At 42.5% G+C, this 24,083-nt stretch carries 26 protein-coding genes and 1 pseudogene; 3 read left to right on the top strand and 24 right to left on the bottom strand.

Going from position 1 to position 24,083, the window contains the following annotated elements:
* Positions 1–41: 41 nt before the first annotated feature.
* Genes LXO72_RS04605 through cdaA form a run of 4 tightly spaced genes read right to left on the bottom strand, consistent with a single transcriptional unit; the run spans position 42 to position 4,312 of the window.
* Positions 42–1,301, bottom strand: coding sequence for an LPXTG cell wall anchor domain-containing protein (locus tag LXO72_RS04605; RefSeq protein WP_233331662.1), 1,260 nt, complete (start codon positions 1,299–1,301; stop codon positions 42–44).
* Between the two features lie 42 nt (positions 1,302–1,343).
* A complete protein-coding gene (gene glmM, locus LXO72_RS04610) occupies positions 1,344–2,699 on the bottom strand; it encodes a phosphoglucosamine mutase (protein WP_233331663.1) in 1,356 nt (451 codons plus the stop codon).
* Between the two features lie 27 nt (positions 2,700–2,726).
* Positions 2,727–3,467, bottom strand: a complete 741-nt coding sequence (locus LXO72_RS04615; protein ID WP_233331664.1) for a CdaR family protein — start codon at positions 3,465–3,467, stop codon at positions 2,727–2,729.
* Complete coding sequence (gene cdaA / locus LXO72_RS04620; protein WP_233331665.1) at positions 3,464–4,312, bottom strand: diadenylate cyclase CdaA; 849 nt, start codon at positions 4,310–4,312, stop codon at positions 3,464–3,466. Before cdaA ends, LXO72_RS04615 begins: the two co-directional genes overlap by 4 nt.
* A gap of 180 nt (positions 4,313–4,492) precedes the next feature.
* Between cdaA and murT the strand changes: the two genes are divergently transcribed.
* From murT to LXO72_RS04635, 3 genes are read left to right on the top strand one after another with little or no spacing between them, the layout of a single operon-like run.
* On the top strand, positions 4,493–5,833 hold the full coding sequence (murT, locus tag LXO72_RS04625; protein ID WP_117744065.1) for a lipid II isoglutaminyl synthase subunit MurT: 1,341 nt from the start codon (positions 4,493–4,495) through the stop codon (positions 5,831–5,833).
* Positions 5,833–6,621 (top strand): lipid II isoglutaminyl synthase subunit GatD, encoded by a 789-nt coding sequence (gene gatD / locus LXO72_RS04630; protein WP_117744064.1) that lies wholly within the window; start codon positions 5,833–5,835, stop codon positions 6,619–6,621. The genes murT and gatD overlap by 1 nt, the downstream gene beginning before the upstream one ends.
* Before the next feature lie 9 nt (positions 6,622–6,630).
* Positions 6,631–6,933, top strand: coding sequence for a LapA family protein (locus tag LXO72_RS04635; RefSeq protein WP_117744063.1), 303 nt, complete (start codon positions 6,631–6,633; stop codon positions 6,931–6,933).
* A gap of 84 nt (positions 6,934–7,017) precedes the next feature.
* Here LXO72_RS04635 and LXO72_RS04640 read toward each other — a convergent pair whose 3' ends face one another.
* From LXO72_RS04640 to LXO72_RS04735, 20 genes and pseudogenes are all read right to left on the bottom strand, one after another.
* Positions 7,018–8,193 carry an MFS transporter gene (locus LXO72_RS04640; protein ID WP_219075123.1) on the bottom strand — a complete coding sequence of 392 codons (1,176 nt, stop codon included), beginning with the start codon at positions 8,191–8,193 and terminating at the stop codon, positions 7,018–7,020.
* 109 nt (positions 8,194–8,302) lie between these two features.
* A complete protein-coding gene (locus LXO72_RS04645) occupies positions 8,303–9,481 on the bottom strand; it encodes an MFS transporter (RefSeq protein ID WP_233331666.1) in 1,179 nt (392 codons plus the stop codon).
* 25 nt (positions 9,482–9,506) lie between these two features.
* The gene (locus LXO72_RS04650) at positions 9,507–10,379 is read right to left on the bottom strand and encodes an XRE/MutR family transcriptional regulator (RefSeq protein ID WP_023026635.1); all 873 of its coding nucleotides are present in this window, start codon (positions 10,377–10,379) and stop codon (positions 9,507–9,509) included.
* A gap of 4 nt (positions 10,380–10,383) precedes the next feature.
* A complete protein-coding gene (locus LXO72_RS04655; protein ID WP_023026634.1) occupies positions 10,384–10,737 on the bottom strand; it encodes a hypothetical protein in 354 nt (117 codons plus the stop codon).
* A gap of 30 nt (positions 10,738–10,767) precedes the next feature.
* A complete protein-coding gene (locus tag LXO72_RS04660) occupies positions 10,768–12,672 on the bottom strand; it encodes an ABC-F family ATP-binding cassette domain-containing protein (protein ID WP_233331667.1) in 1,905 nt (634 codons plus the stop codon).
* 82 nt (positions 12,673–12,754) lie between these two features.
* Positions 12,755–13,126 carry a hypothetical protein gene (locus LXO72_RS04665; RefSeq protein ID WP_117744058.1) on the bottom strand — a complete coding sequence of 124 codons (372 nt, stop codon included), beginning with the start codon at positions 13,124–13,126 and terminating at the stop codon, positions 12,755–12,757.
* Positions 13,123–13,848 carry a matrixin family metalloprotease gene (locus LXO72_RS04670; RefSeq protein WP_233331668.1) on the bottom strand — a complete coding sequence of 242 codons (726 nt, stop codon included), beginning with the start codon at positions 13,846–13,848 and terminating at the stop codon, positions 13,123–13,125. Before LXO72_RS04670 ends, LXO72_RS04665 begins: the two co-directional genes overlap by 4 nt.
* A gap of 166 nt (positions 13,849–14,014) precedes the next feature.
* Positions 14,015–14,827 carry a DNA/RNA non-specific endonuclease gene (locus LXO72_RS04675; RefSeq protein WP_233331708.1) on the bottom strand — a complete coding sequence of 271 codons (813 nt, stop codon included), beginning with the start codon at positions 14,825–14,827 and terminating at the stop codon, positions 14,015–14,017.
* A 105-nt stretch (positions 14,828–14,932) separates the two neighbouring features.
* On the bottom strand, positions 14,933–15,121 hold the full coding sequence (locus LXO72_RS04680; RefSeq protein ID WP_126404019.1) for a DNA-directed RNA polymerase subunit beta: 189 nt from the start codon (positions 15,119–15,121) through the stop codon (positions 14,933–14,935).
* Entirely contained in the window at positions 15,111–16,394 is a 1,284-nt protein-coding gene (gene murA / locus LXO72_RS04685) for a UDP-N-acetylglucosamine 1-carboxyvinyltransferase (protein WP_023026629.1), read from the bottom strand. Before murA ends, LXO72_RS04680 begins: the two co-directional genes overlap by 11 nt.
* A 66-nt stretch (positions 16,395–16,460) precedes the next feature.
* Positions 16,461–16,691: a DUF1146 family protein gene (locus LXO72_RS04690; protein WP_023022750.1), complete on the bottom strand. Its 231-nt coding sequence runs from the start codon at positions 16,689–16,691 to the stop codon at positions 16,461–16,463.
* A 240-nt stretch (positions 16,692–16,931) separates the two neighbouring features.
* The gene (locus tag LXO72_RS04695) at positions 16,932–17,351 is read right to left on the bottom strand and encodes a F0F1 ATP synthase subunit epsilon (RefSeq protein ID WP_031573404.1); all 420 of its coding nucleotides are present in this window, start codon (positions 17,349–17,351) and stop codon (positions 16,932–16,934) included.
* A gap of 13 nt (positions 17,352–17,364) precedes the next feature.
* Positions 17,365–18,771 carry a F0F1 ATP synthase subunit beta gene (atpD, locus tag LXO72_RS04700; RefSeq protein ID WP_031573407.1) on the bottom strand — a complete coding sequence of 469 codons (1,407 nt, stop codon included), beginning with the start codon at positions 18,769–18,771 and terminating at the stop codon, positions 17,365–17,367.
* 88 nt (positions 18,772–18,859) lie between these two features.
* Positions 18,860–19,741 carry a F0F1 ATP synthase subunit gamma gene (locus LXO72_RS04705; protein WP_233331669.1) on the bottom strand — a complete coding sequence of 294 codons (882 nt, stop codon included), beginning with the start codon at positions 19,739–19,741 and terminating at the stop codon, positions 18,860–18,862.
* Between the two features lie 15 nt (positions 19,742–19,756).
* A complete protein-coding gene (gene atpA, locus LXO72_RS04710) occupies positions 19,757–21,262 on the bottom strand; it encodes a F0F1 ATP synthase subunit alpha (RefSeq protein ID WP_023022746.1) in 1,506 nt (501 codons plus the stop codon).
* 15 nt (positions 21,263–21,277) lie between these two features.
* Positions 21,278–21,814, bottom strand: coding sequence for a F0F1 ATP synthase subunit delta (locus LXO72_RS04715; RefSeq protein ID WP_120702143.1), 537 nt, complete (start codon positions 21,812–21,814; stop codon positions 21,278–21,280).
* Entirely contained in the window at positions 21,814–22,308 is a 495-nt protein-coding gene (atpF, locus tag LXO72_RS04720; RefSeq protein ID WP_023026624.1) for a F0F1 ATP synthase subunit B, read from the bottom strand. Before atpF ends, LXO72_RS04715 begins: the two co-directional genes overlap by 1 nt.
* Before the next feature lie 15 nt (positions 22,309–22,323).
* On the bottom strand, positions 22,324–23,040 hold the full coding sequence (gene atpB / locus LXO72_RS04725; protein ID WP_023026623.1) for a F0F1 ATP synthase subunit A: 717 nt from the start codon (positions 23,038–23,040) through the stop codon (positions 22,324–22,326).
* 32 nt (positions 23,041–23,072) lie between these two features.
* Positions 23,073–23,273, bottom strand: a complete 201-nt coding sequence (locus LXO72_RS04730; RefSeq protein ID WP_023022742.1) for a F0F1 ATP synthase subunit C — start codon at positions 23,271–23,273, stop codon at positions 23,073–23,075.
* Positions 23,274–23,545: 272 nt separating this feature from the next.
* Positions 23,546–24,037, bottom strand: a pseudogene (locus LXO72_RS04735) (ZmpA/ZmpB/ZmpC family metallo-endopeptidase); the annotation flags it as partial.
* Between the last annotated feature and the right edge of the window lie 46 nt (positions 24,038–24,083).

The following is a 24,083-nucleotide window of genomic DNA, read 5'->3' on the forward strand; positions in this document are numbered from 1 at the left end:
ACAAAAAAGACTGGAAAAAATCCAGCCTTTAAAAACGAGTATTATTTTGTTAGCTTCTTAGAGCGTAATACAGTAAAGCCAACCGCAAAGCCCAAGATACCGACCAGGAAGATAACAGGCGTCATCTTCTCACCCGTACGAGGAAGGACTTTTTTCTTCCCAGTTTTTGGAATATCATTGCTTTCTGTTGTAGTCGGATCGGAAGGTTTTGAGGTCGTTGATGAACTTGGCGAACTTGGTGTCGTTGTTGATTCTGGTGTGGTTGTTGAACTTGAAGTCGATGGGGTTTGTTCTTTCTCACCTAATCCTTCTCCAGATCCTGATTCCAGTCTCACCTCTCGTGTTAAACTACGAGGCTCAGGGAAATTGGTTGCTGTCCATGTCAAAGTATTATGAACTAGATCGCCAACTTTTGTACCAGGAGCTACTTTAGTAGAGTATTCGATGTACATTGGCCAATGGTAGTTATCTCCAAAGTCAATTGTAAATCCTGTAATCTGACCAGTTGCATTCTTGTCAAAGACAGCTTTTTTACTGAAATTGTCTAAAACTGGCAGACTTAAAATATGGGCTTCATTTCTAATGCCACCTTCTACTGGATTAAAGCGAACCGCACGGAAACTACCTTCTACCAGTGTCAAGCCATCTCCAAATTGATCTTTAATGACCATGCCACGAAGAATATCTTGACGAGCATTTAAGATAATCCGCCATTTTACAATCGTTGGATCCGTTTGGTCTTGGTAGCCATATTTCATTTCATAGTCACCAGCTTGACCATCTGTTTTTTCGTAGTTTAATGAAAAATCTGTATTGCCAATTTTAAAGGTCAATGGGGATGTTTTTGTAACAACCTCTGGATCCACTTTCACATCAAAACGCAAAGAAACGCGTTTATTGAGGGGGTGTGAAGCAAAGTAATCGTTAAATGTAACCGTTACGGTCTTGTTTGCCGAATTGACAACAGCTTTCCCGACTGTCTGACCATTTGTTTGGCCTTCTTCTACCACATCAAATTCTAGAGCTGTATAGAAGGTTAATTCTTTAGGCAAAGACAAGGTCAGGGTGTCTCCTGCTTGAATGGATTGTGTATCTGGAAAGGCTACATTGATGGTAGCTGACAATTTTTCATTTGATAAGACTGTAGTTCCATTGGTTACTACTTGGTTGTCCTTGCTTAGGCTTGCTGTTTGCGTATAAGACAGGACTTCTGACGCTTGAATCGTTTGCACAAATGCATTCGAAAAAAGGACTGCAGCTACAAGGGCTAGTGACCACATCATTCGACGTAAATATTTCATATTGACCTCCTTAACTCTCGCTTGGAGAGTTTACTTCTTTATTTAATCTTCAAGACCAATTTCATCTTTGACCACAGCGGCAATTGTATCCACATAGTAATCCACTTCGTCATCAGTCGGAGCTTCTGCCATAACACGAAGCAGTGGCTCGGTACCACTTGGACGCACTAAGATGCGGCCATTCCCTGCCATTTCAGCTTCCATTTTTTCAATAATTGCGCGAATAGCCGGAACTTCCATAGCCTTATCTTTCATGCTATTTTCAACACGGATATTGACCAATTTTTGAGGATAGATGGTCACTTCTGATGCAAGGTCTGATAAGGTTCGACCAGTTTCTTGCATAATCTTAGTCAATTGAACGGCACTCATCTGGCCATCTCCAGTGGTATTGTAGTCCATAACAATCACGTGACCAGATTGCTCTCCACCAAGATTATATCCGGACTTCCGCATCTCTTCAACTACATAGCGGTCTCCTACCGCAGTTACAACCTTATGAATACCTTTAGCATCCAAGGCTTTATGGAATCCTAGATTGGACATGACCGTCGTTACGATGGTGTTATCTTTTAAGAGGCCCTTATCAGAAAGGTAGGTTCCAATGATGTACATGATTTTATCACCATCGACTAGGTCCCCATTTTCGTCAACCGCAATCAAACGGTCACTATCACCATCAAAAGCCAAACCAATAGCTGCACCAGACTCTCGAACAGCCTCCTGCAAAGCCTCAGGATGGGTAGAGCCTACTTGATCATTGATATTAAGACCATTTGGGCTTTCTCCAATAACTGTTAAACGTGCTCCTAAGTCAGCAAAGACTTGGCGGGCACTTGTAGATGCTGAACCATTCGCAGCATCTAGAGCCACGTGCATTCCTTCAAGCTGGGTTCCAGTTGAAACTAAGTATTCTTGATACTTACGAAGTCCTTCAGGATAGTCCATTACCGTTCCAAGACCTTCCGCACTAGGACGAGGAAGAGTATCAGACTCCGCATCCAATAAGGCTTCAATCTCTAGTTCACGGTCATCGTCTAATTTATAGCCGTCATTTCCAAAGAATTTAATCCCATTGTCTAAGGCTGGATTATGACTGGCAGAAATCATGACCCCAGCACTTGCACCTTCAGAACGAACCAAATAAGCTACACCTGGTGTCGCGATGACACCGAGTTTATAAACTTTAATCCCTACAGATAGGAGACCTGCTACGAGAGCACTTTCTAACATTTCACCAGAAATACGGGTATCTCGTCCCACGAAAACAAGGGGAGTTTCTTTCTCATGTTGGCTGAGAACGTAACCTCCGTATCGACCGAGCTTAAAGGCCAACTCTGGCGTCAATTCGACGTTTGCTTCTCCACGGACTCCGTCCGTTCCAAAATATTTACCCATTATGATAATCCTTTCGATGATTCTTTATTAATTGCTATTATTTGATGAGGAACTAGATGAGGAGGAGCTAGAACTTGTCTGTTTCAACTCAACCTTCATGTATAGTTCTGATGGAGAGATAATAACTGGTAAATCATTTCCCTCGCTATCTACTGCCTTCAAGGAGACGGTTGCTGTGTAGGTATTGCTTAAAAGATCTCCTTCAGGGAAGATGGCTTCTACATGATCAACTTTGGCTAAAGTGTCCTGGTCGCTAGTTACAGAGACCTTATCTTCAGAAAACGTAACATATGAGAGACTCCACCCTGGGGCAATTTGTTTGTCCGGTACCGTGACGGAAACATCAAACTTTTTCGTTTTTTTCTTACCAATTTTTGCAGTAACTTTCTGAGGTTCGATGGTTGCAGTCAATCCTGAAGGCAGGTTTTCGACCTTTAAGGTGATTTCATGCTGGCCCTCTTTCAGATTGCTAAGATCAGCTACCACTTTAAATTTACGAGTACTAGCCTGCATTTCGGATGCTAAGGCGACACGGTTAGATCCCTTCAGAAAAACTGTTACTTCTGAACTAATCCCGCTAACAAAATATTTACTATCGTTATATTTTACATCAATCGGAATATTGGTTAAGGTGTTCGTGTAAGTTTCAGAGCTCACTTGACGCGCACTACTGTTATTCTGGAAATTAACAGAGGTGGCAATGATGAATAAGAGACTTGAGAAAAAGACTGATGTCACAATATAGACAATTTTTCTTTTTGGAATCATTTGATACGTCCTCCAAAAATTCTTGATTTCAAATCTTTTTTTCCTTGATCTTCTGGAATAATGAAGGAACGCAATTCTTGTTCAAATTCTTCGATACTGAGGTCGTGTCTAAAGCTCCCATTTCTCGCAATGGAGATACCACCCGTTTCTTCCGAAACAACAAAGATGAAGGCATCACTTACCTCAGACAAGCCGATTGCAGCCCGGTGTCGCGTACCGAACTCTTTTGAAATTCCCGTGCTTTCTGTTAAGGGGAGATAAGCACAAGATACAGCAATTTTATCATTGGTGACAATCACTGCCCCATCGTGAAGCGGGGTGTTGGGAATAAAAATATTAATCAGCAGTTCACCCGAAACATCTGCATCGAGGGGAATACCCGTAGAAATATATTCTTGAAGGGTTCTACTCCCTTGAATAGCAACCAAGGCACCAATCTTTCGAGGACTCTTATAAGCAACGGCTTTTACATAGGATTGAACCAATTTTTCTTCTGGACTAATCTGGTTGGTTGAGAAAAATTCAGTTGCTCGACCTAATCGTTCTAATCCCGTCCGAATTTCCGGAGAGAAAATCACTACCGCAGCAATGACCCCGTAGGTGATGATTTGGTTGATCAACCAAGAAATGGTCGTCAGACCAATCATATTGGCAACTAACTCAAATAAGAAAAAGGTCAAGACACCACGGACTAAAATCATAATTTTAGTGCCGACAATGGCTTTTATAAAATAATACAATAACCAAGCTACTAGGGCAATGTCAATCAGGTTGACAACCACACTCCAGGGAGTGGGAAATAAACTGGCCCAATACTGGGGATTTGACAATTGTTGGATGTTCACAATCTCATACCTACCACTTCTCTTCTAGGCTTTTCGCGCAGCTAACCATTGTGGATGCTTACTAGCAAAAGTAAGGATTCTAGCAAAGGATAGCGCGTTCAAACTACTCTACATCATTATATCATGTTTCAACAGATTTTTCTGTAACCTTCTATTGGTTTTTGTGATAAAATATGAATTATGAAGATTAAGACTAGTATGGGGCTTATTGCCGGAAAAATGAGTAGTCACCTCTTGCGCATGCTTGGACGTGGCTCTACCCTTCCTGGAAAAATCGCCCTTCAAATTGATAAAGACATTTTACAACACCTGGCCCAGAACTACGAAATTGTAGTTGTCACTGGTACGAACGGGAAAACACTGACAACAGCTCTCACTGTTGGAATCCTTCAGGAGGCTTTCGGACCTATCGTGACCAATCCTAGTGGAGCCAATATGATTTCAGGGATTACGACTACTTTCTTGAACGCAAAGGGTTCTTCTGGTCGTCCTATCGCTGTTCTTGAAATCGATGAAGCCAGCCTGTCTCGAATTTGTGACTACATCACTCCGACCTTGTTTGTAATCACCAATATTTTCCGGGATCAAATGGACCGCTATGGGGAAATCTACACGACTTATCGGATGATCTTGGATGGGATTAAAAAAGCGCCACAGGCGACTGTTCTGATGAATGGGGATAGTCCTCTATTCCATACCCTTCCCCTACCAAATACCGTTCAATATTTTGGCTTTGATATAGAAAAAACTGCTCCCAAGTTGGCCCATTACAATACAGAAGGAATTGTCTGTCCAGAATGTCATGGCATCTTGACCTACCAGTTGAATACCTATGCGAATTTGGGGGATTACCTCTGTGAACACTGTGGCTTCCACCGTCCTCCTTTGACAGTCGCTGTCGATGAATTGACCGAGCTAACCAATACTTCTTCTCACTTTAAGATCAACGGGACAAACTACCACATCAATATTGGGGGCCTCTATAATATTTATAATGCCCTCGCTGCAGTTGCTGTTGCCCATTATTTTGAAGTAAGTCCAGACGTCATTAAGCGTGGTTTCGACAAGAGTAAGGCTGTCTTTGGTCGTCAAGAAACCTTTAAGATTGGGGACAAGGAATGTACCTTGGTCCTGATCAAAAATCCAGTCGGTGCGACGCAGGCTATTGAAATGATCAAGCTAGCACCTTATCCATTCAGCTTGTCCGTGCTTCTCAATGCCAACTATGCTGACGGAATAGACACCAGCTGGATCTGGGATGCGGACTTTGAACAAATCACTCAAATGGACATTCCAGAGATCAATGCTGGAGGGGTGCGCCACTCTGAAATTGCTCGGCGACTTCGGGTTACAGGCTATCCTGCTGAAAAGATTACAGAAATAGCTGAATTAAAAGAGGTCTTCCAACGCATCCAGCAACAGGAAACCCCTCACGCCTATATTTTAGCCACCTATACGGCCATGCTAGAATTCCGTGAACTTCTAGCTCAAGAACACCTGATTGGAAAGGAGATGAATTAATGACCTACACTTCACTACAATCCCCTGATCAGGAAACCTACCAATTCGAATTGAGAATCGCCCATCTTTATGGGAATCTGATGAATACCTATGGGGACAATGGAAATATCCTCATGCTCAAGTACGTTGCTGAGAAGCTTGGTGCTCGTGTCACTGTGGATATCGTTTCTCTCAAAGACCGCTTTGATCCAGAAGTCTACGATATCGCCTTTTTTGGTGGAGGCCAAGACTACGAACAGACCATTGTATCAGAAGATCTGCCAGATAAAAAAGAAGATCTCGAACGCTTTATTCACGACGATGGTGTAGTCCTTGCTATCTGTGGTGGCTTTCAGCTTCTAGGCCAGTACTACATTGAAGCTTCTGGTAAACGCATTGAAGGTCTTGGTATTATGGGGCATTACACTCTCAACCAAGAAAACAACCGCTATATTGGCGATATCAAGATCCATAACGAAGAGTTCAATGAAACCTACTATGGCTTTGAAAATCACCAGGGTCGGACCTTCTTGGCAGAGGATGAAAAACCGCTGGGCAAGGTCGTCTATGGAAATGGGAACAACAAGAAAGATGGGTGCGAAGGCGTTCATTACAAAAACGTCTTTGGTAGCTACTTCCACGGCCCTATCCTCTCTCGTAACGCCAATTTAGCCTATCGCTTGGTGACAACCGCTCTAAAGAAAAAATATGGGCAAGACATCGACCTAGCGACTTACAATGATATCTTAAGCCTTGAAAAAGCAGAAGAATACGCTGATGTGAAAAGCAAGGCTGAATTAGAAGAATAAGGAGACAAAATGAATAAACGAAAACTACAATATGTTGCACTACTGATTTCTGTACTGCTCATTGCAATTATTTCCTTGGCCAATATGCAAACGGTGACTGTGAACTTTTTGCTGGTCCAATTTAAACTCCCTCTCATCATTTTGATTCTGGTCTGTGTCCTTCTCGGTTCGCTGGTGACTTTCTTAGTCAGCCTTCCAAAAAATTTCTCATTAAAACATGAATTAAAATCTGCGAAAAAACAACTAGAACAAAAGATGTCGGGTGAAAAAGAAGAAAAAATCGAACAAATCGAAAACAAAAGCACCGATTGATTTTTTAGCATCGCTTCGGTTGTTTTCTGTAAAACAGTTTGTCTAGATCAAAAAAGCACCAGTCGGTGCTTTTTTCATACTGATCTAATGACTTTTTGATGGTAGATGCTTGGCTACGAGTTGGGCTAGGAAGGAAAAGAGAATGACGCCAGCGCCAATCAGGAGAAAGGATTCTACTCGGACGCTTGGCAACCAAGTCATCAAGCCTTTTGCGATGGGCATAAAGAGAATGGCCAGGGTAAAAATGGTGCTTAAGACCCTTCCTAGATAGTCTCCTTCCACCTTGGTTTGTACTTGGGTAAAAAAATGGATATTAAAAATCGTCATAAAGAGTTCACAGACTAAATTTCCAGAAAAGGAAAGAAGAGGAGGAAGAGGCAAGCCCATCATGAATACTCCTACTCCTGTTAAGATCAATAAGAAGAGAAGCATCTCCATGCTTGATTTAAATTTATTAGCGATCAAGGCTCCGATGATGGAGCCAATAGCCCCCAAGGTTAAGATGGTCGCATAAGCCCCCTTGACTCCGTAAAGTCGATTGGAAAAGGGAAGTAAAAACTCAAAAGCTGCAAAGAAGAAATTGACACTGGAAGCCACCAATAAGAGAAAGAAAATTTCTTTCTGCTGCCAGATGTAGTGCACTCCATCCTTGATATCAGAAAAAATATCTTTTCCCGTAAACCCTTTCTTTTCTTGAACCTTTTCTTCTTTCGGCAGTAAAGCAACCAGTACAAAAGCAATGAAAAAGGTCAGTGCATCCAGTAAGAGGGTCGCATGGAGACTGGCAAATTGTAAAACAAGAAAAGAGAACACGGGAGAACTGACACCAATAACCTGTAAGACCAACTCCAAGTGGGCATTATAAGTCACAATCTCGTCTTTCTCTACAAGTTCTGTAATAATGGCTTTATTGGCAGTTCTAGAAAAAGCGAAGGCAATGGCCTGGACAATATTTGCAACAATCAGGGCTGCAATCATCCAACGATCGTTCCTGATAAAAGAAATGCCCAAACAAAGGAGACCACACACCAAGTCGGTTGTCATCAAAATCTTACGACGAGAAAAACGGTCTGAGATCACGCCTCCAAATGGATTAACTAGAATGGAGGTAACAAGTTCAGAAATCTGATAAATCCCCAATACTGTCTTTCCTACCGTCCCCATCGAGGCCAGCCAGACACTATTCCCATAATCATAGAGCATATTTCCCATTCTATTGATCGCACCACGAGTAATTAATTGGACTGCATGTCGCTTCATAAAAAAACCTCCTTCATTTTCTGAAACTATTGTATCAGTTCATGAAAGAGGTTTTCATTTTGTCCCTTATTTGGGAAAAATAATAGGTTGCAATTTTATAAAAGGATACCTACTGTTCTTTTGATTGAAACTGCTTAGCTACTAGCTGAGCCAAGAGTGAAAAGAGAATAACTCCAGCTCCAATCAGGAGAAAGGATTCTACATGGACACTTGGTAACCAAGTCATCAAACCTTTGGCGATGGGCATAAAAAGAACAGCCAAAGTATAAATCGTGCTCAAGACTCTCCCCAGATAATCATCTTCCACCTTGGTTTGCACTTGAGTAAAAACGTGGATGTCGAAAATGGTCACAAAAAATTCACAGACCAGATTTCCCGAAAAGGAAAGATAAGGTGGAAGGGGCAAGCCCATCATGAACACTCCTACACCTGCCAGAATCAGTAAAAACAGGAGAGTTTTCATACTTGATGCAATTTTATTGGCAACAAGTGCTCCTAGAATAGATCCGATAGCTCCCAATGTTAAGATGGTCGCATAAGCCCCCTTGACCCCGTAGAGTCGATTGGAAAAGGGAAGTAAAAACTCAAAAGCCGCAAAAAAGAAATTAACACCGGAAGCCACCAAGAGGAGAAAGAAAATGTCTTTCTGATGCCAGATATAGTCTAACCCCTCCTTGATATCAGAAAAAATATCTTTCACCGTAAACTGTTTCTTTTCTTGAACCTTAGCTTCTTCTTTCGGAAGGAATGCCACTAGGACAAAGGCAATGAAAAAGGTCATCGCATCTAGTAAGAGGGTCGCATGGAGACTGGCAAATTGTAGAACTAGGAAAGAAAACACAGGTGAACTAACACTAACAACCTGTAAGACCAACTCCAAGTGCGCATTATAGGTTACAATCTCTTCTTTCTCTACCACCTCTGTGATAATGGCTTTATTGGCAGGTCGAGAAAAACCAAATGCAATGGCCTGAACAATATTGGCAAAAATCAGTGCCGCAATCATCCAACAATCATTTCTGATAAAAGAAATCGCCAAACAAAGGAGTCCACAAACCAAGTCGGTCGTCATCAAAATCTTGCGACGAGAAAAACGGTCTGAAATCACTCCTCCAAAAGGATTCACGAGAATCCCTGTCACTAACTCAGAAATCTGATAGATTCCTAATACCGTCTTTCCTATAGTCCCCATTGAAGCCAGCCAGACACTATTCCCATAATCATAGAGCATATTTCCAATTTTGGTAATCGCTCCACGACTAATTAATTGGACCGCATGTCGGTTCATAAAATCTCCTTTATCTCTTGCTTATTTAGGAACATTCATCTATTACAAATTTATCAAAGTGTTCTTGATAGTAAGCTACCTGCTCTGGTAGTCCCAACACATCAAAAATATTCATGGCTTCCTGCATTTGCTGACAGCCTTCTTTCTTTTGCCCCTTCTGATAGAGGGCAAATCCCTTGAGGTAATGAAAGACATTGCGCTCGTAGAGTTTAATTCCCTTGCCGATAATCTTTTCCACATAGGCTTCAAAATAACTAGCATTTTCAAAAGAACGGTGTTCTAAACAATGCTGGTAACAATTCAGAGCTAGAATCAAGACCAGTTTTCGATGGCGACCAATTTCCTTGTAGAAATCTTCACGCTCCATCACTTCTCTACCAAACCGAGTGACATAATCCACATCATAAAAGCTATAGAGATTGCCAAAAAGGATCAACTCATACATGGTCCATTCTTCCGTTTGAAAGAGATAATCTGCCACCTTGTCCAGATCACTTTGCTTCATCGTGTAGCTGGCATCTCTCTGGCAAATCAAGCCTTGTAACAAAATCCAGTTCAATTCAAAATAAAGGGGATTGGTCGAACTTGTAGCCTTTTCCAGTTGTTCTCTTTGAAGCCTTTGAAAACCAGCAATATCATTTGCATAGTAAAGCGGAATAATCTGAGCCATCAAGTCCACATGCTCATGGTGTTGAAAATTTCTGGCCTTATCCATAAAATTCTCAATCGTCACATGGATATTATCTAATATCTCAAAGAAACGCGAGACAGCTAAATCCGACTCGCCCAATTCAAAGCGGGATAACTGAGACGTCGAGCAGGCTTCTCCTGCAGCTTCTTTCAATGAATAATTTTTACTCATTCGAAATTCACGAAAAACTTTTCCTAAATCTTCCATTTGATTACCACTTAAATTCCTTTAAGTACCTTTCTAACTCTTGCAAGTATCCTTCGTAGAATCCCTGATTTTCTTTAACGGAAAAATCTAATTGTCTTAAGTAAGAAATCAGCCAATCAACCAATAGATCATACTGATGAAGAGGTAGGCGTTTCATCTGCTCTTCAACAAAAGAAATGGCCTCTGCAAAGCGCTGCTCTTCTAAAACTTGCTGAAGATAGTGATTCCCGTTGATGAGTCTTCCTTCCTCATCCTCATACTGCCCCAAATCTAGATTCTGAATCTGTAGGCGCAAAGTTGTACCAATTATATCGGCCACACCTTTAATCTGATTCATAAACCAATCATTTTCAGTCATCACAATGTTCTCCTTAGGCAAATTAGAAAACTACACTCTCTCCGCCAGTTCTGCCCACTCTTCCATGACCGCTTCCTGTTGGATGGTCAATTGGTCCAGATTGCTTTGCAATTGAACTAAATCTTCCGCATCATTGGTGCTATGCATGCTTTCGGTAATGGCTTGAATTTTTTGATCCAGCTCTTCCATCTCCGCTTCCAATTGCTCAATGCGACGAGTGATTTTACGGAGTTCCTTTTGGTTTTGCTTTTGCAAGTGATAATCATTGCTGGTGACTTCTTCCATTGAAGCAGCTGGCACCGCTTCTGCTTGCGCTGCAGCAAGGGCTTCTAACTCTGCTTTTTTCTCCAGATAATAATCATAGTCTCCTAGGTAAAGCGTTGAACCCTCTTCTGAGAGTTCTAAGACTTGGGTGGCTACCCGATTGATAAAGTAACGGTCGTGGCTGACAAAGAGAAGAGTCCCGTCAAAATCAATCAAGGCATTTTCCAGCACTTCCTTGCTATCGATGTCCAAGTGGTTGGTCGGCTCATCGAGAATCAAAAAGTTGTTATTCTCCATGGATAGTTTAGCCAAGAGCAGGCGCGCCCGCTCTCCACCTGACAGCATGCCGACGGTTTTCTTGACATCGTCCCCTGAGAAAAGGAAGGCTCCTAGGCGATTGCGAATTTCTACTTCTGGTGTCAGTTTAAAGTCATTCCAGAGCTCATCCAAGACACTGTTATGAGGGGTTAGCTTACTTTGGGTCTGGTCATAGTAGCCTACCTCGACATTGGCCCCAAAACGGGCTTCTCCTTTGATAAAAGGAATCTGTCCAACGATGGACTTGATAAGAGTCGATTTCCCGATCCCATTTGGTCCTACAATAGCGACCGCATTCATCTTGCGGATATCCAGATTGATGGGCTCTGATAGGACTTGATCGTCATAGCCGACAGCTGCCTCTTCTACTGTCAAGACGACATTGCCAGAGGTCTTATCAGAATGGAAGGTCATATGGGCAGACTTGGTCCCAGCTTCGGGCTTGTCTAGGCGCTCCATTTTTTCCAACTGCTTGCGACGAGACTGGGCCCGCTTGGTGGTCGAAGCCCGCACTAAATTGCGATTAACAAAGTCTTCGAGAGCAGCGATTTCTTTTTGTTGCTTCTCGTAGTTCTTGGCTTCGGTCAGGAGTTTTTGCTCTTTTTGCTCGACAAAGCTGGAGTAATTGCCGACATAGCGGTCCAAAGAATGCTTGGTCAAGTCCAGAGTAATGGTTGCTACCTTATCTAGAAAATACCGGTCGTGACTGACAATGAGAAGGGCCCCACTATAATTGACCAAGTAATTTTCCAACCAGGCGATGGTCTCAATATCCAAGTGGTTGGTCGGCTCATCCAGTACCAAAAGATTTGGCTTTTCCAAGAGCATCTTGGCCAGAGCTAAACGGGTATTTTGCCCTCCAGACAACTCTTCAATCTTCATCTGCCACATAGATTCATCGAACTTGAAGCCGTTTAAAATGGCACGGATATCTGCCTCATAGGTAAAGCCACCAGCCTGACGGAATTCTTCCGAGAGCCGGTCATAATCCTGCATGAGTTTCTCCAAATCGGCTCCAGTTTTTTCCCCCATCTCGAGCTCCATCTGCCGTAAGGTTCTTTCCGTCTTACGAAGATCGTCAAAGACATGGAGCATCTCATCGTAGATGGTATTAGACGACTCAAAGCGGCTATCCTGGGCCAGATAAGAGAGAGAAAGGTCGCGTTTTTTATTGATTTCTCCTGAGGTCGGCTCTTCTTCTCCCACCAAGATTTTCAAGAGCGTGGACTTGCCTGCGCCGTTCTTTCCGACCAGAGCAATTCGATCCCGTTCATCCACTTGCAGGCTGATATTATCAAAAAGAACCTCCCCTGCAAAAGAGCGTTCAATTTTGTTGGCTTGTAAAATAATCATAGTTTCATTGTACCTTACTTTTGACAAATTGACAATTGAAGAAAAGGCCAAACGCTAGATGCGCTTGACCTTTCTTCACTTTTTAAATCGCTGAGACATTGGAAGCCATTTGACTGTACTGATAGGCTAGGAAAAGCCCGATGCCAATCACTAGCAAAAACAAGCCCCATTTGATGACGCCCTTCACAAAGCGAATCACAAGCAGGATAATCATGGAGCCAATCAGCCAAGTAATGGCCGAATGGGAGAAGAAAGCTTGAACAGCTTCCCTATTGTTCCCGAAAAATTGACGGACTCCCTCAGGAGCATAATTTTCCCAAGCCTGTTGAATGCCTAATTCATGGGAAATTACTTGCCCTTTTTGGGATATCCAAAGAAAGATTCCAGAGTTAAACACAAAGAGTGCCACTTGTTCTGGAAAGGTTCGAATAAGATACAGTATCCGTTTGATCATTCTGACTCCTTATATAGTTGACGAACAGCTTCAATATCCCTCGCTTGGATGCTATAAAAGGAACCAGCCGACTGCATGACGGACTCTTCCTCATTATGGTCCAAACCAATGGCATGGCCTAGTTCATGCTCAGCTGTATTCACAATCCGTTGATGGGAATAGTTGTACTGCTTATTTAATAGGTAATAGCGATTCAAACGAACAATCACACGTTTGAATCGATGGGTTAAAACATTGGTCTGGGATTCTGCTTCACCTGCTGCAGAAACCGTGCTATCATCCATCTCTGTTAGGAGGATATCCGCCTCTTCTTCACTGGTGACAAGTTGGAAAGTGAAGGCCCCTGTCTGATTCCAAGACTCAAGCGCTTCCTCATAAGCAAGGGTAAAGGTCTCATCCATCGCAGGATCTAGATAAACTTTTGCAGTTGCCTGATCCCACCTTGCTCCTGTAGAGGTATGGCCATCAGTTGCTAGGCCTTCTTGAGCAGATGGGCTCCCTTGACTTAGCATAGGACCAGTTCGATGAAAGTAAGCATCCACCTGCGTGACAACCGTTTGGGCCGCACGACTGACGCCCTCTATCCCGCTACCGGTTTTGCCACTAAAGAACAGAACACCAACTACTAGGGCAAAACTGAGAGCTAGGGTCCAAAACAAGCCCCAAATAAGACTCCAAATGGCCCGTATTAGAAAACGAATCATGGCTATAATAGTTCTCACAAGCTCCTCCTTTCCTTGGGAAGACCTCTGTTTAGGTCTAGAAGAGAATAGTATACCTTAGTTTTCTTAAAATAAACTAAAGATTGCAGTCATGAATAGAAAAAGATTCAGTTGACTACAAAGCCAACCGAATCCTTCTTATCTTGATTCTTCTTTTCCGTTTAGCTTAACGATGCACTGTTACTTTTCCCGTACGATAATCCAAACTAATCCCACTCTGAACATTTGGAACAAAAACATTAAACTCTAGACTACCATCACTAGATTTTGCTTCAATTTGACTGCCGACTGGTACCAAATCATCATCCGATGCATAGTGGAGAGTCACCCGATAACGAACCCGCTTATTATTGTCTAAGGCCTTCCGAACAAGGGTCTCATAATAATTTTGTCCTGTCGAAAAACTATCACGCGCTTGATTCGCCCAAGCTGTTTGAACCGCTATATTTTTTGGATTGCTCGTTGAGGCATCAAAACCATCAAGCTTACCAATCAAGGCATAGCCGAGAAGGTGTCCCCTATCAACCGCATGGTCGTATTCCCCAGCTAAATTGGTTACTTGATGCCAGCCAGCTGGCGTCCAATCTACATCTGTCTGTTCTCTCTTTTGGTATTGACGAGTCGCCTTGGTCATCAAAGCGTTGGCAACTGTGGGAATTTCTCGTCCTTTTACAGTCTTTGTCTTCGTATCTGCATAAGGGAGACTCGCAACATCCGCATCCAGATTGGTTTTGTTCTGGTTAATGATGAAAGCTCCTGCTTCGTTCCATTGAATGTTCTTTCCTAGTTTCGTACGAACACCATCCGTCAGAACACTCTCGGCTAGTTCCTTACTCGGTGTTGCTTGTTGACTCGAAGTGACAACCGTTTGAACTTGAGAGTGACTAGCGATTGGCTGGGGTTGACTAAAATAATACCCGCCGATCGAGAGAGCTGCAGCCACCACCAAGCCTAGTAAGGTTTGTCCCGATTTTTTCATTTTAAGTGGTTTCTTTTGATTGTTTACCACAATGGTTTCCTCATATTTCTACTGAATGGGAAAGAGCCTGGGATCACAATCTCAAGCTCCTCTTTTGATAAATAGTTACTTACCTGTAAATTTCTGAAGGATTTCCTTCCATGTATCTGGCGAGAGAATAGACCAAGGATCCTTCCCATTACCAATGACACCATATCCAATGACCAAGCCAAGAGCGAAGACAATCGCTAAAATAGTAAGAACCAATAGGACGATTCCCAATTGTTTTCCAATTGCTTTTAATTTAGTTTTCATCATCATCTTCCTTCACACGACGTACATCAGCTCCAAGAGCTACCAATTTCTCATGGAATTTAAAATATCCACGGTCAAGGTGTGTTAACTTGCTAACTTTGGTTTCTCCCTCAGCTACAAGCCCCATTAAAATCAAGGTCGCACTAGCACGCAAGTCTGTCGACATCACTTCAGCCCCTTGTAAGCTAGCTCCACCTTGGATGCGGGCTGTATCTCTCATAATGTCTGAGTGTAAGCCCATCCGACGCATCTCTTCCAAGTGTTGGAAGCGATTTTCAAAGACTGTTTCAATCATAGTCGATTCACCAGAGGCCATGGCCATCAAAGCAGTGAATTGGGCTTGCATATCTGTAGGAAAGCCTGGATAAGGCAAGGTTTTTACCGTCACTGGTTTCAATTTAGAGACATCTGAGCGAATGCGAATACCATTTTCTTCTTCCGTTACTTCAACACCCATTTCTTGCATCTTAGAAAGAAGAGGACGGTTGTGTTCCCAGATAGCATCCTCGATTAAAACGTCTCCACCTGTCATGGCTGCACCAACCATGAAAGTGCCTGCCTCAATTCGGTCTTGAACGACATTATGAACCGCTCCATGCAGGCGATCCACCCCAACAATCGTCAAGGTTTCTGTGCCTGCTCCACGCACCTTAGCGCCCATCTTATTCAAAAGAGAGGCCAAATCCACAATCTCAGGTTCGCGGGCTGCATTTTCGATAACCGTAGTTCCATCTGCCAAAGTTGCTGCCATCATGATATTTTGGGTGGCACCTACAGATGGGAAATCCATATAGATATGCGCTCCATGAAGACGATCTGCTTTTGCTTCAATATATCCCGCAGTTTGAGTGATCTTCGCCCCCATGGCTTCTAATCCCTTCAAGTGCAAGTCGATTGGACGACTACCAATGGTACATCCACCCGGCATGGAAACTTTGGCATGACCATTCCGAGCCAAGACAGGACCTAAAACGACGATCGAAGCCCGCATCTTGCTGACATATTTGTAAGGCGCTTCTTCTGTTAATGGTTGAGTTGCATCAACGACTACTGTATTGGTCTCTTCATCAAATGTCACTTGAGTGTTCAAGCCACGAACGACATTATTCATGGTAAAGACATCAGATAAAACAGGAACATTGGTCAAAGTCGTTGTTCCTTCACTGGCCAAAACAGTTGCTGCTAAAAGGGGAAGGACGGCATTCTTTGCTCCTTCAATCTTCACAGTTCCAACTAGGCGATTTTGACCACCGTTTACAATAATTTTATCCATACTCGTTATTACTCCATTTCATTCAGTCACGACTACTATCATACCATAAATTCATCAAAAAAGAAGCTAAAAGTTCCCGTTAAACAACTGCCGACTGAATTCATAGATACTGATAAAGAAGCTACTCGTCAAATACCCTAAACTAATGCTGATCAATAGAATAAGAAGACGAATTTTCAAGGCTGTATCAGCACTTACCTTTAAAAAACGCTCCCACTGAACCACCGTTGAAAGAAGGTGGTAGGCAAAAGAAATAAATAATAGGTGACTGCAAAAAGTAAAAATCATTTGAATCATACCTCTATTATACCACAAGAAAAAGTTTCCCTTTATATTCTTTAGATTCAAAAAAAGAGAGTGGGACAGAAATCGGTTATTCGTTAGAATTCGATTTCGTCATCCCACCTCCGCACAGTTGAGTAGGGCTGTAAAAGCTGATGAAATCAGCGTAGTAGAAGCCACTCAACCACTGTGTATTGCGCGACAGTCCAAAGACAATTGAGAGGCTAGGATTTTTGTCCCAGCCTCTTTAAGTTTTTATAATCGATTTCCGACATTAATCCGGTTAATAGCGCGTTGAAGGGCAATCTTGGCACGACGTTCCATATCAACAGAATGTTGGTCCTTGGCTTCTTCAAGGGCTTTTTCAGCACGCAATTTCGCACGCTCAGCCCGGCTAATATCAATGTCTCGAGCGCGTTCCGCCGAATCCGCTACGATGGTAATGACATTATCTACCACTTCGATAATCCCACCATTGACTGCAATCCAATCAATGTGTTTTTCGTCATCGACCCGACGGACCTTGACTTGGTCTACAGCCAAAACCGCAATGGTATTGATATGACGAGGTAAAATCCCTAATTCACCATCAATTGTCTTGACAGATACAAATGCGGCATGATGATCATAAACCAGTCCATCCGGTGTAACGATTTGGACGTTCATTTGACTCATCTTTCACCTCTTCTTAGAATCCCATTTTTTCAGCTTTTGCAATCACATCTTCGATCGAACCGACACCACGGAAGGCATCCTCAGGTAAGTGGTCGTGTTTCCCGTCCAAAATTTCTTTAAAACCACGTACAGTTTCTGCAACCGGTACATAAGAACCTGGTTGACCAGTGAATTGTTCCGCCACGTTAAAGTTTTGAGACAAGAAGAATTGGACACGACGGGCACGAGCCACCAAGGTCTTTTCATCATCAGACAATTCATCCATCCCCAAGATGGCAATGATATCTTGCAGTTCATGGTAGCGTTGAAGGACGCGTTTGACCTCAGAAGCCACTGCATAGTGCTCTTCTCCGACGATGTCTGGAGAAAGGGCACGAGAGCTAGATGCCAATGGGTCAACGGCAGGGTAAATCCCTAATTGAACCAATTTACGCTCCAAGTTGGTCGTTGAGTCCAAATGGGCGAAGGCTGTTGCTGGGGCAGGGTCTGTATAGTCATCGGCTGGCACGTAGATGGCCTGGATTGATGTAACAGAACCTTTCTTGGTTGAGGTAATCCGTTCTTGCAATTGACCCATTTCAGTTGCCAAGGTCGGTTGGTAACCAACGGCAGAAGGCATCCGTCCCAAAAGGGCTGATACTTCTGATCCGGCTTGGGTGAAACGGAAGATATTATCGATAAACAAGAGAACGTCTTGACCTTCCACATCACGGAAGTATTCCGCAATGGTCAAACCAGTCAAGGCTACACGCATCCGTGCTCCTGGTGGTTCGTTCATTTGTCCAAAGACCATGGCTGTTTTTTCGATAACGCCAGATTCCTTCATTTCCCAGTACAAGTCATTCCCCTCACGGGTCCGTTCACCAACCCCGGTAAAGACGGAGATCCCACCGTGCTCTTGGGCAATGTTGTGGATCAATTCTTGAATTAAGACGGTCTTCCCAACTCCGGCACCACCGAAGAGGCCGACCTTCCCACCTTTCAGGTAAGGGGCCAAGAGGTCAATGACCTTGATCCCTGTTTCAAGAATTTCTTCTGAAGTAGAAAGCTCATCAAAGGATGGAGCTTTTTTATGAATGGATTCACGAGGAGCATCTTCTGGAAATGCTTCTTCCAAGTCAATGGTATCTCCCAAGACGTTGAAAACACGTCCAAGAGTTTCTTTTCCGACAGGCACAGAGATTGGACGACCAGTGTCCAATACTTCCATCCCACGAGTCAAGCCATCTGTTGATTCCATGGCAATGGTGCGAACGACACCATCCCCAAGTTCAAGAGCTACTTCAAGAACGACTTTTGATTTTTGTTGGTCATTTTTATAGACTACAAGCGCATTATTAATCTCAGGGAGTTTATCGCCCGCAGCAAAAGCTACGTCAACGACAGGACCTACAACCTGAGAAATTTTGCCTAAACTCATGTCATTCTCCTATTCTATTAAGTTTCTAAGCTTGGTCATACATATAAGCAAGCTTATTTTTGTATTGTTAAAATGTGCATCGAATCAACTACTCAAGCGCACTCGCTCCTGCAACAATTTCCGTAATTTCTTGCGTAATGGTTGCCTGACGAGCTCGGTTGTATTGAATGGTCAATTCATCAATTACCTTCTTGGCATTGTCTGTTGCTGTTTGCATGGCCATCATACCGGCAGCATTTTCAGCTGTTTTGGCATCAATGATGGCTCCATAAATCATACTTTCAGCAAACTGTGGAAGCAATTGATCCAAAATCGCATCTCGGTCTGATTCCAACTCCAGATTCAAGATATAATCTTCATCTGCTTCGTTGGGGTCCAAGTCAATGATCGGAAGCATTTGCTCAACCCGCAATTGACTGGTCAAACTATTGACGTGGTGGTTATAACAGACATACAATTCATCAAACAACTCATTTTGATACATTTGGACTGTCTTGTTAATGATCTTCCACACTTCATCAAAGCTTGGTTGATCAGCTAGGCCACGTAGTTCATAAACCGGCTGGATGCCTCTTGCTCTAAAGAAATCTGCCCCAATACTTCCAATACAGATGACTTCGAAATCCTCACCCGTTGGATGGTATTCTTCCTTCAATTCCATGACAGACTTGAGAATAGAGGCGTTGTAGCCACCCACTAGTCCACGGTCAGAAGTGATGACAATATAAGCAGACTTTTTGACAGGCCGACTCTTTAAAAATGGATGGTACTTAGCACTCTCAGCCTCATGTCCATGTAAGAGGTCGGTCAATAGCTTACGAACCTTAGATGCGTAAATTTGGAAGTCCTTGGCAGCTTGCTCAGACTTCCCAAGTTTGGCAGCAGATACCATCTGCATAGCATTTGTAATTTGACTGGTATTCTTTGTCGATGCAATTTTATTTTTGATATCATTTAAAGAAACTGCCATCTGCCACTCCTATTTCTATTTGAAACTTGATTGGTTGACAAAGTCAGTAATCACTGCATCCATTGTTTCTTCACTTGGAAGATCTTTGGTCGTCCGAATGGTTTCAAAGATTTCTGGATGATGCACTTCTACAAAGGCAAACAATTCCTCTTCAAAGCGAAGGATATCATCAACAGGTACACTATCCAAGAATCCATGTGTCAAAGCATACAAGATGACTACCTGTTTTTCGACAGTTAATGGTTCATGGACTGGTTGCTTCAAGACTTCTACTGTCCGGCGACCACGGTTCAACTTAGCTTGAGTAGCGGCATCCAAGTCACTACCAAACTTGGTGAAGGCTTCCAACTCACGGTAAGAAGCTAGGTCAATACGGAGAGTCCCCGCAACCTTCTTCATAGCCTTGATTTGGGCTGATCCACCAACCCGTGACACAGATGATCCTGCGTCAATGGCTGGACGAATTCCTGAGTTAAAGAGGCTATCTTGCAAGAAGATTTGGCCATCTGTGATCGAAATCACGTTAGTCGCGATATAAGCAGAAATATCCCCTGCTTGTGTCTCAATGATTGGAAGCGCAGTAATGGAACCACCACCCAATTCATCCGATACTTTCGCAGAACGTTCCAATAAACGGCTGTGAAGGTAGAAAACATCCCCTGGGAAGGCTTCCCGTCCTGGCGGACGACGAAGAAGAAGAGACAATTCACGGTAAGCAACGGCTTGCTTAGACAAATCATCATAGACGATTAAAACGTGTTTGCCATTGTACATGAACTCTTCGGCCATAGCAACCCCTGCATAAGGTGCAAGGAACAAGAGTGGAGATGGTTGTGAGGCTGATGCCGTCACCACAATGGTGTAATCCATGGCTCCATACTTACGAAGTGTTTCTACTTGTGTCCGAACCGTTGATTCTTTTTGTCCAATTGCTACATAGATACAGATCATATCTTGATCCTTTTGGTTCAAGATAGTATCGATGGCAATTGAGGTTTTTCCTGTTTGACGGTCTCCGATGATCAATTCCCGTTGGCCTCGTCCAATCGGAACAAGGGCATCAATGGCTTTCAAGCCCGTTTGAAGAGGCTCTGATACAGATTTCCGTTGCATAACACCAGGAGCTGGTGTTTCAACTGGACGGAAGGTATCAGTTACGATTTCTCCCAAGCCATCCACTGGCTGACCAAGAGGATTGACAACCCGACCAATCAAGGCGTCCCCAGCAGGGACTTCCATGATTTTACCAGTCCGACGAATCGAGTCTCCTTCACGAATGTCTGTGAAGTCTCCAAGGATGATAATCCCGACATCTGTCGTTTCCAAGTTTTGCGCCATTCCGTATGAGCCGTTTTCAAAGATCAACAACTCCCCACTCATTGCATTTTCAAGGCCATGAGCACGCGCAATCCCGTCACCAATATAGGTAACGACTCCGGTCTCTGTGACGTCAAAATTTGGCTGGAAATTTTCAATTTGTTGCTTAATTAAAGCGCTGATTTCTTGTGCGTTAATCGCCAAAATTCACACCACTTTCTATTTCAAATTTGCTTTTATGACTTGCAATTGACGTTTGAGACTGGTATCAAGCGTCTTGTGATTTGCTGAAACCACAAAACCACCAATCAGATCTGGATCCAGTTCTTCTTTAAGCGAACGAACTTGGATACCAAATTTCTTTTCAATAATAGGGATCAACTTTTCTTTTTGAGCCTGATCCAGTCCGGCAACCGAAGAAACGGTTACTTCGAAACAGTTGCTCAGCTGTTGAATTTGATCCATACTCACTCTGACAATGTCATAAAATAAGGCTTCACGATGATTGAGAATAACCACTTCAATCAAATGGTCTAGTAATGCTGAATCCGAGTTTTGAAAGAGTCGAAGACTCTTCGCTTTCTCTTCATCCTCTACACCGATATGAGCTAAAAATGCAGCAAGGCCTGTTTCTTCAAAAACAGCCTTAATTTGACTTAATTTTTCATAAACGTCATCTTGCTGATTCTTTTCAAATACCAATTGAACAAAAGGCTGGGAATATTTCTCAATTACCATTAATTGCTTTTTGTCCATTAGGCATCTCCTAATTCATTTAGGTAGCGATCGATCAGTTGGCGATGGCCTTCAGAGTCCAACTGTTGGCTTAGCAATTTACCTGCCAAGTTGACGGTTAGGTCTGCGACATCTCCCTTGATACTGTTCATCGCTTCCTCTTTATTTTGCGAAATTTCTAATTGCGCTTTTTCTTTCAAGCGAAGGGCTTCTTGGTTAGCTTCACTGAGAATATGAGCCTTATTTTTTTCGGCTGTTTCCTTAGCTGTTTCAAGAATGGTCGTTGCTTCTTGACGACTACCTGCCAACTCCGCTTCGCGTTTTGCAGCTAGTTCCTCAGCCTTTTTACGGGCTGCCTCTGCTTCGTCAATATCGTTGGTAATTTTTTCAGCACGCGCATCCAAAATACTAGTAATATTACCCCAAGCATATTTCTTTACTAAAAAGATTAATAAGAGGAAGGAACCAGCGATCAATATAAAGTCACCAATAATGGTACCAATTGTTAAATCCATCTTCTACTCCTCTACTTACTCTTCCTCACCGTTTATTTTTTTACCTATGTACATGGATGACAACATGGTAAATACATAGGCTTGGATACATGAAATGAAAATTGAAAAGGCTGTCCATAACATGTTTGCGATAAAGGCAAAAGGATACCAATACAAAGCATTTTGTGACAAGGTCAATAGCAATCCAGCTAAGACCTCACCGGCAAAAATATTTCCGTAGATCCGAATCGCCAAGGAAGCAAAATTGGTGAACTCTTCTAAAATGTTCATCGGAGTCATAAAGCCAGGTGTAACAAATGCTCTCAAATATTCTTTAACGCCTCTACGACGAACTCCTTCTACATGGGCGATCAAAGTGATCAATAATGAGAGGGATAAATCGTATCCAAGGTTAGCTGTTGGGGAAGTCCACAAGTTATAACCGTTTGTTGTTTGTACTTTTGCCATTAAGCCAATATTATTGGCAACCAAGATAAACAGAAAGAGAGAAAACAGAAACAAGGAATAATCCTTAATGTATGATTCTCCAATGTTTGGTTTGGTAAAACCAATCACAAAGTCATAAATCATCTCAAGAGCATTTTGTTTGCCCTTTGGACGGATGGTCATTTCACGACTTGCCCAATAGACAAAGGCAAAAACCATCAAAACAGTTACAAGAGACATGGCAAGCAGGGTCAAATCAAAGGATATTGGTCCAATATTAACGGTTGGATTCAAACTTTCTTCCATGGTTTGACACCTCCATTTCTAAATAGAGTTGTCTATTTAATGACAAATGCCATCGCTAGGGTTACAAAGAAGGTACCTTCTACAAAGGCAACACCAAGAATCAAGAGACTACGCAATTGACCAATAATTTCTGGTTGACGTGATGCAGATTTGAACAGATTGCTCATCATCAAACCTTCCGCAAGTGACACACCAAAACAGGCTAAACAAAGACCTAAAAATGTTAAATTCATGATGAATTCTCCTTAAATATATTTTACTCCTCTAGTTTACTCCTAAAAGATATAATAGTCAAATGTTTGCCTAGAAAGAAAACGTTTTATAGCAATTCTGTTACTACTTTCAAAATTCCTCTTGCCACTAGTTTTCAAAAGACCCTAATCGTTTTTAGACGCTTTGTCTATTTTTGTATTCCACACAAATTTATATTATTTTTATCAGAAGAGGAAGCATTATTACCAATGATAGAAAAAACTCACCTGACGAGCAGATGAGCATTTTCTTCCTATTTAAAAATAGAGGTTTTGAAACTGTCCGTTTCTTGCAGCAATTTCTTAAAGACTTTTTCTTTCAGTGAAACAGTATTGCCAAATTTGACAGATCCGTTACTTAGGGTAGCCTTATCTTTATCAACTGCTTCAGCAAATGCACGTTTCAAGTCTTCATAGCTATTGTAGGTTTTACCATCGATTTCAATAGATTGAATTCCTTTTTTGGCACTTGTCACAACTTGATTGAAGTAAGCTTTATTCCAATCTTGACTGAATTTATTGAGGACAGCTTCCCCTTCTAGATAATCCAGAAGTATGAGCGTATCGTTTTACCCCTTCATTTACCGATCAATCTCCTCGCGTGAGGTGAGGTCATTTGGATTGGTATTGTACCATTGGTTTCCATCGTTGGGACGTTCGTAGGCCATATTGAGACCCAGAGCTTTGTATTCCCCATTTGAATTAGATACAGATGGTGTTTGCAACATTCCTTGGGCAAACTCTTCCCTGCAAAAGCAAAAAAAACGCCTAAAATAGGCGTTTTCCATTCAT

The organism is Streptococcus sp. XMC (assembly GCF_021341835.1).
In the GTDB taxonomy this organism is placed as follows: Bacteria; Bacillota; Bacilli; order Lactobacillales; family Streptococcaceae; genus Streptococcus.